This window comes from Mycobacterium sp. NGS51, from assembly GCF_059812525.1.
The window spans coordinates 1-14,643 of sequence record NZ_JCALCV010000029.1 but is presented as its reverse complement, the minus strand read 5'-3'; the positions used below and the strand labels follow the sequence as shown (position 1 = coordinate 14,643).

Sequence of the window (14,643 nt, the reverse complement as noted above, 5' to 3'; positions counted from 1 at the left end):
GTGCGTCGAATTAGTGATCTCAGAACTGCTGGATCGCCCGCAAGCGCGGGCTAGGCAAGCGTGACCAAACCCAGTTCGGTATCGCCGGCCAGCATCGGGTGCTTCGGCAGCACCCGGACCGTGTAACCGACCGCCCCGGCGACGGGTAGCGGCGTCGTCATCGCGAACACCGCGTCGCCGCCCAAAGCCGTTCCGGTATACGGCATCTCGACGGTGACCGGCTCGATCAGTGCGTCGCCGGCGTCGACTCGGCCGACCACCGCCTGAACGGAAACCTCGTCTGGCCGCAGGCCGGCCAATTGCACGGTCGCTGTCAGGGTCAGCTTCGACCCCAACACAGGCGTGTCCGGCAGACCGGTGCTGTCCACATCGGTGATGTGGATCTTCGGCCACGCCGCAAATGCGCGTCTGCGGTAGCCGGCCAACTCGCGCGCCGCCTCGAACGTCACTTGGCCCTCGCTCGCGACGGTGTTGCGCAGCGACTGCGCCGCCGGCGTGTAGTAGTTCTCGACGTACTCCCGCACCATCCGAGACGCCAGGACTTTCGGGCCCAGCGTCGCCACGGTGTGCCGAACCATCGCGATCCACCGCGACGGCACCCCGTGCTCGTCTCGCTCGTAGAACGTCGGCGCCACCGAGTGATCGAGCAGGTCGTAGAGCGCGGCGGCCTCCAAGTCGTCTCGACGGGCTTCATCGGCGGCCCGGGAGGCGGAGGGAATCTCCCAACCGTTTCCGCCGTCGTACCACTCGTCCCACCAGCCGTCGCGGATCGACAGGTTCAACCCACCGTTCAGCGCGCTTTTCATCCCTGACGTTCCGCAGGCCTCCAATGGGCGCAGCGGGTTGTTCAGCCAGACGTCGCAACCCCAGTACAACCGGCGTGCCATCGACATGTCGTAGTCGGGCAAAAACGCGATGCGGTGACGTACCTCGGGGCGGTCGGCGAACCGCACCACCTGCTGAATCAGCGCTTTGCCCGCGTCGTCGGCCGGGTGCGACTTGCCTGCGACGATCAACTGGATCGGCTTGTCGTCGTCGAGCAGCAGCTGCTCGAGTCGATCCGGGTCGCGCAACATCAACGTCAACCGCTTATAGGTCGGGACGCGGCGGGCGAACCCGATGGTGAGCACGTCGGGGTCGAACGCCGTCGAGATCCAGCCCAGTTCGGCATCAGACGCTCCCCGGGCCAAGCAGGATTTCCGCAGCCTCGCCCGGACATCGTCGACCAGCAATGCCCGCAGCTGCGAACGGATCCCCCACAAATGCCTCGCGTCGACCTGTTGGAGCCGTTCCCAGACTTCGGGTTCGCTGAACGAATCGGCCCCGGCCAGTTCGCGGCCCAGCTGCAACCACTGCGGGGCGGCCCAGGTCGGCGCGTGCACACCGTTGGTGATCGACCCGATCGGCACCTCGTCGGGGTCGAATCCGCTCCAGAGCCCGTTGAACATGACCCGGCTGACCCGGCCATGCAGCAGCGAGACGCCGTTGGCCCGTTGGGCCAGCCGCAGACCCATGTAAGCCATGTTGAATTTGTCGGGATCCTCTTCGGCGCCCAGCTCCAGGACTCGCTCGCGGGGCAGACCCCGCAGCAGGCCCGATTCTGCGTCGTCGAAATAGCGTTGCACCAGCTCCAGCGGGAACCGGTCGATACCGGCGGGCACCGGCGTGTGGGTGGTGAACACCGTGGAGGACCGCACCACGGTCAGGGCGGTGTCGAAGTCCAGTCCCGCGTCGACCAGTTCGCGGATGCGTTCCACACCGAGGAATCCGGCATGGCCCTCGTTCATGTGGAAAACCTCGGGAGCGGGCAGCCCTTCAATCTCGGTAAAGGCCCGGATCGCCCGCACCCCGCCCACGCCCGCCAGAATCTCTTGTCTGATGCGGTGGTTCTGGTCACCGCCGTAGAGGCGGTCGGTGACACCGCGCAGATCATGCTCATTTTCCGGGACATCGGAATCGAGCAACAGCAACGGGACGCGCCCGACCTGCGCCACCCAGACCCGGGCGCGCAGCCGGTCGGTATCGGGTAAGGCCAACTCGACCAGCACCGGATTTCCGCCGACATCGGTGAGCAGCCGTAACGGCAACCCCTGCGGGTCCAGTGACGGATACGTTTCTTGTTGCCAACCGTCAGCCGTCAACGACTGTCGAAAGTAGCCGGACCGGTAGTACAAGCCGACCGCGATCAGCGGCAGCCCCAAGTCTGACGCCGACTTCAAGTGGTCGCCCGCCAGAATTCCCAAACCGCCCGAGTAGTTGGGCAGCACGTCGGCGACCCCGAACTCCATCGAGAAATAGGCGATCGCCGACGGCATGGCAGCGCCGTCGCTTTGTCGCTGCTGATACCACAGCGGGCGGCTCAGATAATCGTCCAAGTCCGCGGCCAACTCATCGAGCCGCCGGAGAAAGTCGACGTCGGCGGCCAACTCATCGAGCCGTGCCGGCGTCACTGCACCCAGCAGTGCCACCGGATCCTGGCCGCATTGCCGCCACAGCGCCGAGTCGATCGTTGCGAAGAGGTCCTGCGTGGGCTTCTCCCACGACCACCGCAGGTTGGTCGACAGCTGCTCCAAGGCCGCCAGGCGTTCCGGAAGGTGAGCACGGACGGTAAACCGGCGGAGGGCTTTCACGCGTCAATACCTTACTGACGACGGGCCCGCGGTGACGCCATGACTGCCAGCGCTTTCACGCGCCCCGGGTGTGGCCCGACACTACGGTGGGTATTGGGCGCAAAGAGAGTTTCACTGCAGAGCCGCGGAACGGGAGAAGGAGTGCGGTGCCAGGTCGTGTCGAGATCGATGACGTCCAGCCCGTCGTGTCGTGCGGCGCGTATCCGGCTAAAGCCGTGGTCGGTGAGGTAGTTCCAGTCAGCGCGTCGGTGTGGCGGGAAGGCCATGAGGCGGTGGCGGCGACCCTGGTGGTGCGCTACTTAGGGCCGCGCTACCCGCAGGCCAGCGAAGCGCGGCGGATCAAGGCCGTGCAGGCAGACCTGAAAAACGGGGCCGAGGCGCCGCCGCGGGTCAAGCCGCTGCTGGTCCCGATGACCATGGGCGAAGAGCCCTACGTCTTCCACGCGCAGTTCAGCCCGGACAGCGTCGGGTTGTGGACCTTCCGGGTCGACGGCTGGGGCGACCCGATTCACAGCTGGCGGCATTCCATCATCGCCAAGTTGGACGCCGGCCAGGGCGAGACCGAGTTGTCCAATGACCTGCTCATCGGGGCGCAGCTGTTGGAACGCGCCGCCACCGGGGTGCCCCGCAGCCGGCGCGAGCCTCTGCTGACCGCCGCCGCCGCGTTGCGCAACCCGGGCGATCCGGTGACACGCGCGGCCGCTGCGCTCGCACCCACAGTCGAGGAGCTGCTGGCGCAATACCCGCTGCGCGAGCTGGTCACCCGCGGTGAACAGTACGGAGTGTGGGTGGACCGGCCCGAGGCCCGCTTCGGCGCGTGGTACGAGATGTTCCCACGCTCGACGGGCGGCTGGGACGCCGACGGCAATCCGGTGCACGGCACCTTTGCCACCGCCACCGCGGCGCTGCCCCGCATCGCGGAGATGGGCTTCGACGTCGTGTATCTGCCGCCGATTCATCCCATCGGCAAAATCCATCGCAAGGGCCGCAACAACACCGCCACCGCCATTCCGGGCGACGTGGGATCGCCGTGGGCGATCGGCAGCGACGAGGGCGGACACGACGCAGTACATCCCAAACTCGGCACGATCGACGACTTCGACGACTTCGTGGCCGCAGTGCGCGACCTGGACATGGAAGTGGCGCTGGACCTGGCGCTGCAATGCGCACCGGACCATCCCTGGTCCCGACAACATCGCCAGTGGTTCACCGAACTGCCCGACGGGACCATCGCCTATGCGGAGAACCCGCCCAAGAAATATCAAGATATCTACCCGCTGAACTTCGACAACGATCCCGCTGGGCTCTACGACGAGGTGCTGCGGGTGGTGCGGCACTGGATGGACCACGGCGTCAAGATCTTTCGGGTCGACAATCCGCATACCAAGCCACCCAACTTCTGGGCATGGCTAATCGGCCAGGTCAAAGCGATCGATCCCGACGTGCTGTTCCTGTCGGAGGCTTTCACACCGCCGGCGCGCCAGTACGGGCTGGCCAAGCTCGGCTTTACCCAGTCCTACTCGTATTTCACCTGGCGCACCGCCAAGTGGGAACTCACCGAATTTGGCCAGGAGATCGCCGAATTCGCGGATTTCCGCCGCCCGAACCTGTTCGTGAACACCCCCGACATCCTGCATGCCATCCTGCAGCACAACGGCCCGGGCATGTTCGCGATCCGCGCGGTGCTGGCTGCGACGATGAGTCCGGCCTGGGGAATGTACTCCGGCTACGAGCTTTTCGAGCATCGCGCGGTGCGCGAGGGTAGTGAGGAGTACTTGGACTCGGAGAAATACGAGTTGCGGCCCCGGGACTTCGCCACTGCCCTGGCCGAGGGCCGATCGCTGGAGCCGTTCGTCGCCCGGCTCAACAACATTCGTCGACTGCATCCCGCGCTGCGGGAGTTGCGGACCATCCGGTTCCACAGCGTGGACAGCGATGCCCTGCTCGCCTACAGCAAGTTCGATCCGACTACCGGCGACTGCGTACTGGTAGTGGTGACACTGAACGCATTCGGGCCCGAAGAGGGCATCGTGTGGTTGGACATGGCCGCGCTGGGTATGGAGGGCTACGAACGGTTCTGGGTGCGCGACGAGATAACCGGAGAGGAATACCAGTGGGGAGCAGCCAACTACGTGCGCATCGACCCTGGCCGGGCGGTCGCCCACATCATCAACATGCCGCAGATACCTCTCGAATCCCGAAGCACGCTGCTGCGCCGGAGGTGACGCCGCGATGACACCAACCGACCAACTGGCCCGGACCCATCTGACGCCCGAGCCCAATGACCTCGATCGACTGCTGGCCGGTGTACACCACAACCCGCACGGCATTCTGGGCGCGCACGAGTACGGTGATCACACTGTCATCCGGGCCTTTCGTCCGCACGCCACCGAAGTCGTCGCGCTCGTCGGCAAACAGCGGTATCCACTGCAGCACATCGATTCCGGTCTGTTCGCCGTGGCGCTGCCGTTCGCCGATCTCATCGACTACCGGCTCGAGGTGAGCTACGACGGTTCCGATCCGCACACCGTCGCCGACGCCTATCGTTTCCTGCCGACACTCGGCGAAGTCGACCTGCACCTATTCGCGGAGGGGCGCCACGAACGGTTGTGGGAGGTCCTGGGCGCTCACCCGCGCTCGTTCACTACCGCCGACGGCGTCGTCGAGGGTGTGTCGTTTGCGGTCTGGGCACCTAATGCCAAGGGCGTCAGCCTGATCGGTGACTTCAACGGCTGGAACGGCAATGACGCACCACTACGCGTGCTCGGCTCGTCCGGAGTGTGGGAGTTGTTCTGGCCCGAGTTCCCACCCAACGGCCTGTACAAGTTTCGGGTGCATGGCGCCGACGGGGCCGTCACCGACCGGGCCGACCCGTTCGCCTTCGCCACCGAAGTCCCGCCGCACACCGCGTCACGAGTGACATCGAGTGATTACACCTGGCGTGACGCCGACTGGATGACGCAGCGTGCGCAGCGCAATCCGGTTTTCGAGCCGATGAGCACCTACGAAGTTCACCTGGGCTCGTGGCGACCGGGGCTCAGCTACCGCGATCTGGCCCGTGAGTTGACGGATTACGTTGTCGAGCACGGTTTTACCCACGTCGAGATGCTGCCTGTCGCCGAGCACCCGTTTGCCGGATCGTGGGGATATCAGGTCACGTCCTACTACGCGCCGACGTCACGCTTCGGCACCCCCGACGATTTTCGGGTCCTCGTCGATACCTTGCACCGGGCCGGCATCGGGGTGATCGTGGACTGGGTCCCGGCCCACTTCCCGAAAGATGCCTGGGCCCTGGGCCGCTTCGACGGCACGGCGCTCTACGAACATTCCGACCCCAAGCGCGGTGAGCAACTCGACTGGGGCACCTACGTGTTCGACTTCGGGCGGCCCGAAGTCCGAAATTTCCTGGTCGCCAACGCGCTGTACTGGCTAGAGCAATTCCACATCGACGGCCTGCGCGTGGACGCCGTCGCGTCGATGCTCTATTTGGACTACTCGCGTCCGGTCGGCGGTTGGACGCCGAATATCTACGGCGGCCGGGAAAACCTGGAAGCCGTGCAGTTCCTACAAGAGATGAACGCGACCGCACACAAGGCGGCGCCCGGCATTGTCACCATCGCCGAGGAGTCGACGTCGTGGCCGGGTGTCTCGCGGCCGACAAGCGTCGGTGGGCTTGGCTTTTCGATGAAGTGGAACATGGGCTGGATGCACGACACGCTCGACTACATCAGCCATGACCCGGTGCACCGTAGTTATCACCACCACGAGATCACCTTTTCGATGCTCTACGCCTTCAGCGAGAACTTCGTGCTGCCGCTCAGTCACGACGAGGTGGTGCACGGTAAAGGCACGCTGTGGGGGCGCATGCCCGGCAACGACCATGTGAAGGCCGCAGGTTTACGCAGCCTGCTGGCCTACCAGTGGGCGCACCCCGGTAAGCAGTTGCTGTTCATGGGCCAGGAATTCGGACAGCGCGCCGAATGGTCCGAGGAACGCGGTCTGGACTGGTATCAGCTCGACGAGAACGGCTTCTCCACCGGCATTTTGTCGTTGGTGCGCGACATCAATGCGACCTATCGCAGTCACCCGGCGTTGTGGAGCCAGGACTCCAACCCGGAGGGCTACTCCTGGATCGATGCCAACGACTCGGCCAACAACGTGTTGAGCTTCCTGCGGTACGGCAGCGACGGCTCGGTGATGGCGTGCGTGTTCAATTTCGCCGGAGCCGAGCACGGTAACTACCGCCTTGGGCTGCCCACCGCCGGGCGGTGGCGTGAGGTGCTCAACACCGACGCGACCGCCTACAACGGTTCCGGTGTCGGCAACATGGGTGGTGTAGATGCCACCGATGAGCCGTGGCACGGGCGGCCGGCTTCCGCGGTGTTGGTGTTGCCGCCGACATCGGCGCTGTGGCTGGCCCCCGAGTAGCGCTCGCCACCAGCGCGGAGCGCTCTTAGTAGAGCGCGTTGGCGAGGTTGCGCCGGCCCGTGATCACCTCGGGATCGGCGGGATCGAAGAGCTCGAACAGCTCGATCAGCCGGGTACGCACGGAAGTGCGCTCGTCCCCGGATGTCCGTCGCACCAAGGCAATCAGCCGGTCGAAGGCGGCACTCACATCTTGGTTGAGCAGTTGTACGTCGGCAGCGGCGAACGCAGCCTCGAGGTCGTCAGGGGCTGCATCGGCGACGGCCACCGCGTCGGGCCGCTGCTCGGTCGCGCGCATCAAGAAGGTGATCTGGCGGATCGCCCCGTTGGCTTCGGCGTGGTTGGGATTGGCGTCGAGAATCGCCTGGTACGAGTCGAGCGCAGCCGCGAAGTCACCGTCGGAGAGCTGTTGCCGCGCCTGGGCCAGCGCCGGGTCGACTTCCTCGTCTTCTTCGGCGCCCGGTGCACCGCTGAGCTTGCCGGCCGTCGCCGACAACAGCGAATCCACCCACCGCCGCAACTGGTCGGGCGGCTGCATTCCCTGAAAGCTGGACAGCGGCTGCCCGGCGGCCAGCGCCACCACGGTCGGGACCACTTCGATACCGAAGATCTGCGCCACCCGGGGCGCGGTGTCGACGTTGACTGTCGCCAGCGACCATTTGCCGTCGTCGGCGGCCACCAGTCCGGCAAGGACGTCGGCCAGCTGCAGACACACATCACTGCGTGGGGACCACAACAGCACGACCACCGGCACCTGGTTAGACCGGGTCAGCACCTCGTCTTCGAAGTTGGCCTCGGTGATCGGCACACCGGCAAGCTCAGCCGATCCCGCGCCGGCGGCATCGTTGCCGCTGGCCGCGTTCGGCTGGGCGCGCTGCTTGAGGCCGGACAGATCGACCGCTCCGGCCAGCGCAGGCCCAATCGGAGGGCGGGGACGGCTCACGTCGACAAGTCTGGCACGCCGCCAGGCGTGCCCGTCACCCGGTCGGGAGCATCGTGGTGACCAAGATCACAATTCCGAGCGAGACGGTCGCCGCGCACAACGCCAGCAACCATCTTTGTAACGCCGGTCAGGCGAATGGCCTGGCTAACCGGCCCGCAAGATCAGCGCGTCGCCCTGACCGCCCGCGCCGCACAGCGCCGCGACGCCATACCCGGAGCCCCGGCGCGCCAACTCCAGAGCCGCATGCAGCGTGATGCGCGCACCGGACATGCCGATCGGATGCCCGACGGCGATGGCACCGCCGTTGACGTTGACGATCTCCGGGTCGACACCAAGTTCCCTGGTCGACGCCAGTGCTACCGCTGCGAACGCCTCGTTGATCTCGATCACGTCGAGCCGGTCGGCAGCAATACCCTCCCGGCCGAGTGCCTTTTTGATCGCGTTCGCGGGCTGTGATTGCAGCGTCGAATCCGGGCCAGCCACCACACCGTGCGCGCCGATCTCCACTAGCCACGACAACCCCAGCTCAGTGGCTTTGTCCTTGTTCATCACGACGACGGCGGCCGCGCCATCAGAGATCTGCGACGACGAGCCTGCGGTGATCGTGCCGTCGGAACGAAACGCGGGCTTGAGACCGGCCAGCGAATCGGCGGTGGTGTTGGCGCGTATGCCCTCATCCTCATTGAACTGCAATGGATCACCCTTGCGCTGCGGGATGCTCACCGGCACCACCTCGTCGGCGAAAACGCCGTCCTTCCAAGCCGCCGCCGCCTTCTGATGCGACCCTGCCGAGAATTCGTCCTGTTCGCGGCGGGTGAACTTGTCCGCGTCGTTGCGTTGCTCGGTCAACGCGCCCATCGGCTGATCGGTGAACACGTCGTGCAGGCCGTCGTAGGCCATGTGGTCCAACACCGTCACATCGCCGTACTTGTAGCCCTCCCGGCTGTCCATCAATAGGTGCGGGGCCTTGGTCATGGACTCCTGGCCGCCGGCCACCACCACATCGAACTCGCCGGCCCGGATGAGCTGGTCAGCCAGAGCAATGGAGTCGATCCCGGACAGGCACATCTTGTTGATCGTCAGCGACGGCACATCCCAGCCGATACCGGCCGCTACCGCGGCCTGGCGAGCAGGCATCTGACCGGCTCCCGCGGTCAGCACCTGGCCCATAATCACGTACTCGACCGCCGAGGCCGGCACGTTGGCCTTTTCCAACGCGCCCGCAATAGCGATGGCGCCCAGGTCACTGGCCGAGAAATCTTTCAGGGAGCCCATCAACTTCCCGATGGGCGTGCGGGCTCCAGCAACTATCACCGACGTCGTCATGAATACCTCCGGGGCGAGCAGAAACGGCTGAAAAAACAGGCCGGGGAAGCGCAATCTTTCCCGCCAGGTTACCGTGACGTTATGACCACCGAACATGTCGACGTCCGTCGTACCCTGGCCAGCGCGTTGGTGACAGCGGTCGACCACGTCGGCATCGCGGTGGCAGATCTGGATGCGGCGATCGCCTGGTATCACGACACGCTCGGCATGATCGTGCTGCACGAGGAGATCAACAAAGACCAGGGCATCCGCGAGGCGATGCTGGCGGTGCGCGGCGCCCCGGTCGGCAGCGCGCAGGTCCAGTTGATGGCCCCGATTGACGAGTCGTCGGCGATCGCGAAATTCCTCGACAAACGCGGCCCGGGCATCCAGCAGCTGGCCTACCGGGTCAGCGATCTGGACACGTTGACTGCACGGCTGCGCGACCAAGGCATTCGGCTGCTCTACGACGCACCGCGGCGAGGCACCGCGGATTCCCGGATCAACTTCATCCACCCCAAAGACGCCGGCGGTGTCCTGATCGAGTTGGTCGAGCCGGCAGCCGATTCCGACAAATCACACTGACCCACTAAGACCATTTTCGGGTGGGCCCGCGGGTTGCGCGGTGTGCCCAGCACGGCGTGTGCCAATGCCGGCGGTCCTCCATCCCGGCCTCTCCTGAATCAGCCGGCCATACCACCAGATGTGCTGTGCCGGAACGAACTTCGTGGTCGCAACCGGGACAGCGATACGTCTTGACGGCCCGCGCGGCGGCCACCGGCCGAACTTCGTACTGACGGCCATCGGGTCCGGTTTCCACCCGTCGCGCCACCGGCAGCGGCCGTAGCGGCTGCTGTCGGCGGTGCGGTGTACGGCGGCGGGACATGCGCCCAGTCTATTTGGCGACTCAGAACAGCCGGTACTCGTCGCTGACCATACCGCGCATTTGATCGTAATCGAGTGTCAGGCAACGAATTCCGCGATCAACAGCCAAAGTCCGCGCCTGCGGCTTGATTTGCTGGGCGGCGAATACTCCGCTCACCGGCGCCAGCAGGCTGTCCCGGTTCAGTAACTCGAGGTAGCGGGTGAGTTGCTCGACGCCGTCGATCTCGCCGCGCCGCTTGATTTCGACGGCCACGGCGCGCCCTTGCTCGTCGCGGCACAGCAAGTCGACCGGTCCTATCGCAGTCATGTACTCGCGGCGCACCAACGTGTATCCGGTGCCCAGCAGTTCGACATGCTCGGCGAGCAATGCCTGCAGGTGCGCCTCAACGCCGTCCTTGACCAATCCGGGATCGACGCCGAGCTCGTGGCTGGAGTCGTGCTCGATCCCCTCGACGGTGATGCGCAACTGCTCGCCGGCCTTGTTCTCCACCACCCATACCGGCAGCGGACCCTCGAGGTCCTCGGAGAGCCGACACGGCGGGCTCATCCAATTCAGCGGCTTGTAGGCGCGGTCGTCGGCGTGCACACTGACCGAGCCGTCGGCCTTGAACAGCAGCAGCCGGCGCGCAGAGGGGAGATGGGCGGTGAGCCGACCGAGGTAGTCGACCGTGCACTGGGCGATCACGAGACGCACCCGACTCACCTTAAGGTCCGGCCGCCGGACAAATTAGGCTGACGCCACCATGATGGCCAAGAAAACGGTGGCACAGCGTCTCGGGCGGGTCCTGGAGCGCGTGACCCGGCAAAGCGGTCGGCTGTCCGAGACCCCGGCATACGGCTCCTGGCTGCTGGGACGGGTTTCGGAGAGCCAGGCCCGCCGCCGGGTGCGGATTCAGGTCATCCTGACCGTGTTCATTGTGGGGACAAATCTCATCGGAATGGGCGTCGACGCGCTGTTGCTGACGGTCGCCTTTCCGGTGCCCAGCGTCTTCAGCGATGCACCGGCATGGCTGACATACGCGCTGGTACCGGCCTACATCGTCGTCGCTCTGGTACTGGGCACCTACTGGATCACCCGGCGCACCGTCACCGCGCTGCGATGGGCGATCGAGGAACGCAGCCCGAACCAGACCGACGAGAGCAACACATTTCAGGCCCCGGCACGAGTCGCCATCGTCACCTTCGGTCTGTGGGCGGTTGGTGCGGCGCTGTTCACCACCCTCTACGGCCTGGAAAACAGTCTGTTCATCCCGCAGGTCCTATTCTCGACCAGCTTCTGCGGCGTGCTGGTGGGTACCGGCTGCTACCTGATCACCGAGTTCACCTTGCGCCCGGTGGCCGCCCAGGCACTACAGGCCGGGCCACCGCCGCGGCGGCTCGCGCCGGGCATCATGGGCCGAACCATGGTGGTCTGGATGCTCGGCTCGGGCGTCCCCGTCGTGGGCATCGCACTGACCGCGTTTTTCGCGTTGACGCTGCGGAATCTGACCCAGACGCAGTTCGGTGTTGCGGTACTGATCCTGTCGGTGGCAACACTGATCTTCGGTTTCACGCTGATGTGGCTGCTCTCCTGGCTGATCGCCACACCGGTGCGGGTGGTGCGCGCGGCGCTCAAGCGCGTCGAACAGGGCGACCTGCGAGGCGATTTGGTGGTGTTCGACGGGACCGAACTGGGCGAGTTGCAAAGTGGATTCAACGCGATGGTCGCCGGATTGCGGGACCGGGAGCGGGTGCGCGACCTGTTCGGCCGGCACGTCGGGCGTGAGGTCGCCGCTGCCGCCGAACGTGAGCGGCCGCAGTTGGGCGGCGAAGAGCGCCATGTCGCAGTGGTTTTCGTCGATATCGAGGACTCGACACAGCTGGTGACCAGCCGACCACCGGCCGAACTCGTCCAACTGCTCAACCGGTTCTTTGCCGTGATCGTCGACGAAGTCGACCGCCATCGCGGGCTGGTCAACAAATTCGAGGGTGACGCGACGCTGGCGGTTTTCGGCGCCCCCAATCGCCTCGAACACCCCGAAGATGAGGCGTTGGCCGCCGCGCGAGCCATCGCACGGCGGCTCGGCAGCGAAGTGCAGGAATGTTTGGCCGGCATCGGGGTGGCGGCCGGAGAGGTCGTCGCCGGCAATGTCGGCGCCAAGGAGCGGTTCGAGTACACGGTGATCGGTGAGCCGGTCAACGAGGCGGCCCGGCTGTGCGACCTGGCCAAATCGCATCCCACCCGATTGCTGGCGTCCTCGGAGGTACTGGACGGCGCGACCGACAGCGAACGTGACCACTGGACGTTGGGCGAGACTGTGACGCTGCGCGGCCACGACCAACCGACCAGGATCGCTTCGCCCGGGTAGCCGGATCCGGCCCGTCAATCCACCACGATGTCGTTTTTCCGCCAGTGATGTCGGTGGTCAGGTGTAATTGTGGCAATCGTGCATGAAGACTTCGACCGCTGCTACCGGGCCGTGCAGTCCAAGGACGCCCGGTTCGACGGTTGGTTTGTCACCGCGGTGCTCAGCACCGGGATCTATTGCCGTCCCAGCTGTCCGGCCCGTCCCCCGCTCGCCCGCAATGTGCGGTTCTATCCGACCGCGGCGGCCGCGCAGCGGGCAGGATTCCGCGCGTGCAAACGGTGTCGTCCGGACGCATCGCCGGGCTCACCCGAGTGGAATGTGCGCGGCGACATTGTCGCGCGGGCGATGCGGCTTATCGCCGATGGCACCGTGGACCGCGAAGGGGTCAGCGGCCTGGCCGGCCACCTCGGTTACACCACGCGCCAACTCGAGCGCCTGCTGCAAGCCGAGGTTGGGGCCGGCCCACTTGCCCTGGCCCGCGCCCAACGGACCCAAACGGCTCGGGTGCTGATCGAGACGACGGATCTGCCGTTGAGCGACGTCGCGTTTGCCGCGGGGTTTTCCAGTATTCGCCAGTTCAATGACACGGTGCGCACAGTGTGCGACAGCACGCCGACGTCGCTGCGCAAGCGCGCGGCAGCCCGGTTCGCGTGCGCCGCCGGCTCGCCGGGAGCGGTATCGGTGCGCCTGCCGGTTCGGGCGCCGTTCGCTTACGACGGCGTTTTCGGTCATCTGGCGGCCGGTGCCATACCCGGATGCGAAGAAGTACGCGATGGCGGGTATCGCCGCACCCTTCGGCTTCCGTCCGGCAACGGCATCGTCAGTTTGACGCCGGCGCCAGACCACGTCCGCTGTCACCTCGTACTCGATGACTTTCGCGATCTGACGACCGCTATCGCCCGTTGCCGACGCTTGTTGGACCTGGACGCCGATCCGGAAGCGGTGATCGACGTCTTGGGGTCGGACCCCGAATTGGCCGCTGTGGTGGCCAAGGCGCCCGGACAACGGATCCCCCGCACTGTCGACGAAAACGAACTGGCCATCCGCGCCGTGTTGGGTCAGCAGGTCTCGACGAAGGCCGCCCGTACCCATGCAGCCCGGTTGGTCGCCGGCTACGGGCAGCCGGTGCACGACGTCGGCGGAGCGCTGACGCATACCTTCCCGTCGGTCGAGGAGCTCGCCGACATCGACCCGACCCACCTGGCCGTTCCGGCGGCCCGTCGCCGAACGCTGACAGCGCTTGTCACCGGGCTGGCCGACGGCAATCTGACGCTGGATGCGGGCTGCGACTGGCAGGGCGCCCGGCGACAGCTGCTCGCCCTGCCCGGAGTGGGCCCCTGGACCGCAGAAGTGATCGCCATGCGTGGACTTGGCGACCCAGATGCCTTTCCCGCCAGCGACCTTGGGCTGCGACTGGCCGCAGAACAATTGGGGTTGCCTGCCGGACAGCGTGCGCTCATCGCTCGCAGCCAGGCCTGGCGGCCCTGGCGTTCCTACGCCACCCAGCATCTGTGGACGACGCTGGACCACCCGGTGAACCATTGGCCATCGAAGGAGATTGCATGATCTACTACCGCACCATCGACAGCCCGATCGGCCTGCTGACCTTGGCTGGACATGACCATGTCCTGACTAACCTGCGCATGGTGGACCAGACCTACGAGCCGAGCCGCGCCGACTGGGTGCCCGAGGACACCGCCTTCCCGGCGGCGGTCGACCAGCTCAACGCGTATTTCGCCGGCGAGTGCACCGACTTCGACATCGAGTTGAGCATGGCGGGCAGCGCGTTTCAGCGGCGCGTGTGGCAGGCGTTGATGACGATTCCATATGGAGAAACCCGGTCCTACGGAGAGATCGCCGAACAGATCGGCGCGCCGGGAGCCGCTCGCGCGGTCGGCCTGGCCAATGGCCGAAATCCGATCGCGATTATCGTGCCCTGCCACCGAGTTATTGGCGCAAGCGGCAGCCTCACCGGTTATGGCGGCGGACTGCAGCGTAAACGAACGCTGCTCGAATTAGAGAAAAGCCGCAAATCGGCGACGTTGACACTTTTCGACTAGCGTTTTTGGAAATAAAAAAGGGCACCTTTGTGGGGTGCCCTTTTTTG

The 14,643-nt window shown here is 65.7% G+C and carries 11 protein-coding genes; 6 read left to right on the top strand and 5 right to left on the bottom strand.

The window, feature by feature from the left end; genetic code table 11:
* Positions 1 to 50: 50 nt before the first annotated feature.
* Positions 51 to 2,630 carry an alpha-glucan family phosphorylase gene (glgP, locus tag AC5Y5W_RS24080; RefSeq protein WP_500013777.1) on the bottom strand — a complete coding sequence of 860 codons (2,580 nt, stop codon included), beginning with the start codon at positions 2,628 to 2,630 and terminating at the stop codon, positions 51 to 53.
* 146 nt (positions 2,631 to 2,776) lie between these two features.
* Here glgP and AC5Y5W_RS24075 point away from each other — a divergent pair, with 146 nt between their 5' ends.
* Positions 2,777 to 4,855 carry an alpha-1,4-glucan--maltose-1-phosphate maltosyltransferase gene (locus tag AC5Y5W_RS24075; RefSeq protein WP_500013778.1) on the top strand — a complete coding sequence of 693 codons (2,079 nt, stop codon included), beginning with the start codon at positions 2,777 to 2,779 and terminating at the stop codon, positions 4,853 to 4,855.
* 7 nt (positions 4,856 to 4,862) lie between these two features.
* Entirely contained in the window at positions 4,863 to 7,058 is a 2,196-nt protein-coding gene (glgB, locus tag AC5Y5W_RS24070; protein ID WP_500013779.1) for a 1,4-alpha-glucan branching protein GlgB, read from the top strand.
* 25 nt (positions 7,059 to 7,083) lie between these two features.
* Here the strand turns inward: glgB and AC5Y5W_RS24065 are convergent, their stop codons facing one another.
* Together AC5Y5W_RS24065 and AC5Y5W_RS24060 are read right to left on the bottom strand one after the other, a co-directional pair.
* A complete protein-coding gene (locus AC5Y5W_RS24065; RefSeq protein ID WP_500013780.1) occupies positions 7,084 to 7,998 on the bottom strand; it encodes a co-chaperone YbbN in 915 nt (304 codons plus the stop codon).
* A 144-nt stretch (positions 7,999 to 8,142) separates the two neighbouring features.
* Positions 8,143 to 9,324, bottom strand: a complete 1,182-nt coding sequence (locus AC5Y5W_RS24060) for an acetyl-CoA C-acetyltransferase (protein WP_500013789.1) — start codon at positions 9,322 to 9,324, stop codon at positions 8,143 to 8,145.
* Positions 9,325 to 9,405: 81 nt separating this feature from the next.
* Here AC5Y5W_RS24060 and mce point away from each other — a divergent pair, with 81 nt between their 5' ends.
* Positions 9,406 to 9,888, top strand: a complete 483-nt coding sequence (mce, locus tag AC5Y5W_RS24055) for a methylmalonyl-CoA epimerase (protein WP_500013781.1) — start codon at positions 9,406 to 9,408, stop codon at positions 9,886 to 9,888.
* A gap of 4 nt (positions 9,889 to 9,892) precedes the next feature.
* On the opposite strand, the gene AC5Y5W_RS24050 is transcribed toward mce, so the two are convergent.
* Entirely contained in the window at positions 9,893 to 10,189 is a 297-nt protein-coding gene (locus AC5Y5W_RS24050; RefSeq protein WP_500013782.1) for an Rv1322 family protein, read from the bottom strand.
* Between the two features lie 21 nt (positions 10,190 to 10,210).
* Positions 10,211 to 10,882 carry an endonuclease NucS gene (gene nucS / locus AC5Y5W_RS24045; protein WP_500013784.1) on the bottom strand — a complete coding sequence of 224 codons (672 nt, stop codon included), beginning with the start codon at positions 10,880 to 10,882 and terminating at the stop codon, positions 10,211 to 10,213.
* A gap of 49 nt (positions 10,883 to 10,931) precedes the next feature.
* Between nucS and AC5Y5W_RS24040 the strand changes: the two genes are divergently transcribed.
* The 3 genes from AC5Y5W_RS24040 to AC5Y5W_RS24030 all read left to right on the top strand — a co-directional run bounded on the left by AC5Y5W_RS24040 (position 10,932) and on the right by AC5Y5W_RS24030 (position 14,596).
* Entirely contained in the window at positions 10,932 to 12,536 is a 1,605-nt protein-coding gene (locus tag AC5Y5W_RS24040; protein WP_500013785.1) for an adenylate/guanylate cyclase domain-containing protein, read from the top strand.
* A gap of 78 nt (positions 12,537 to 12,614) precedes the next feature.
* The gene (locus AC5Y5W_RS24035; protein WP_500013791.1) at positions 12,615 to 14,102 is read left to right on the top strand and encodes an AlkA N-terminal domain-containing protein; all 1,488 of its coding nucleotides are present in this window, start codon (positions 12,615 to 12,617) and stop codon (positions 14,100 to 14,102) included.
* A complete protein-coding gene (locus AC5Y5W_RS24030; RefSeq protein ID WP_500013787.1) occupies positions 14,099 to 14,596 on the top strand; it encodes a methylated-DNA--[protein]-cysteine S-methyltransferase in 498 nt (165 codons plus the stop codon). The genes AC5Y5W_RS24035 and AC5Y5W_RS24030 overlap by 4 nt, the downstream gene beginning before the upstream one ends.
* Positions 14,597 to 14,643 lie beyond the last annotated feature (47 nt).

Coding starts and splice junctions, on each gene's coding strand:
- glgB (WP_500013779.1), top strand. CDS start 4,863: ATGACACCAACCGACCAACTGGCCCGGACCCATCTGACGCCCGAGCCC.
- AC5Y5W_RS24060 (WP_500013789.1), bottom strand. CDS start 9,324: ATGACGACGTCGGTGATAGTTGCTGGAGCCCGCACGCCCATCGGGAAG.
- mce (WP_500013781.1), top strand. CDS start 9,406: ATGACCACCGAACATGTCGACGTCCGTCGTACCCTGGCCAGCGCGTTG.
- AC5Y5W_RS24050 (WP_500013782.1), bottom strand. CDS start 10,189: ATGTCCCGCCGCCGTACACCGCACCGCCGACAGCAGCCGCTACGGCCG.
- AC5Y5W_RS24040 (WP_500013785.1), top strand. CDS start 10,932: ATGATGGCCAAGAAAACGGTGGCACAGCGTCTCGGGCGGGTCCTGGAG.
- AC5Y5W_RS24030 (WP_500013787.1), top strand. CDS start 14,099: ATGATCTACTACCGCACCATCGACAGCCCGATCGGCCTGCTGACCTTG.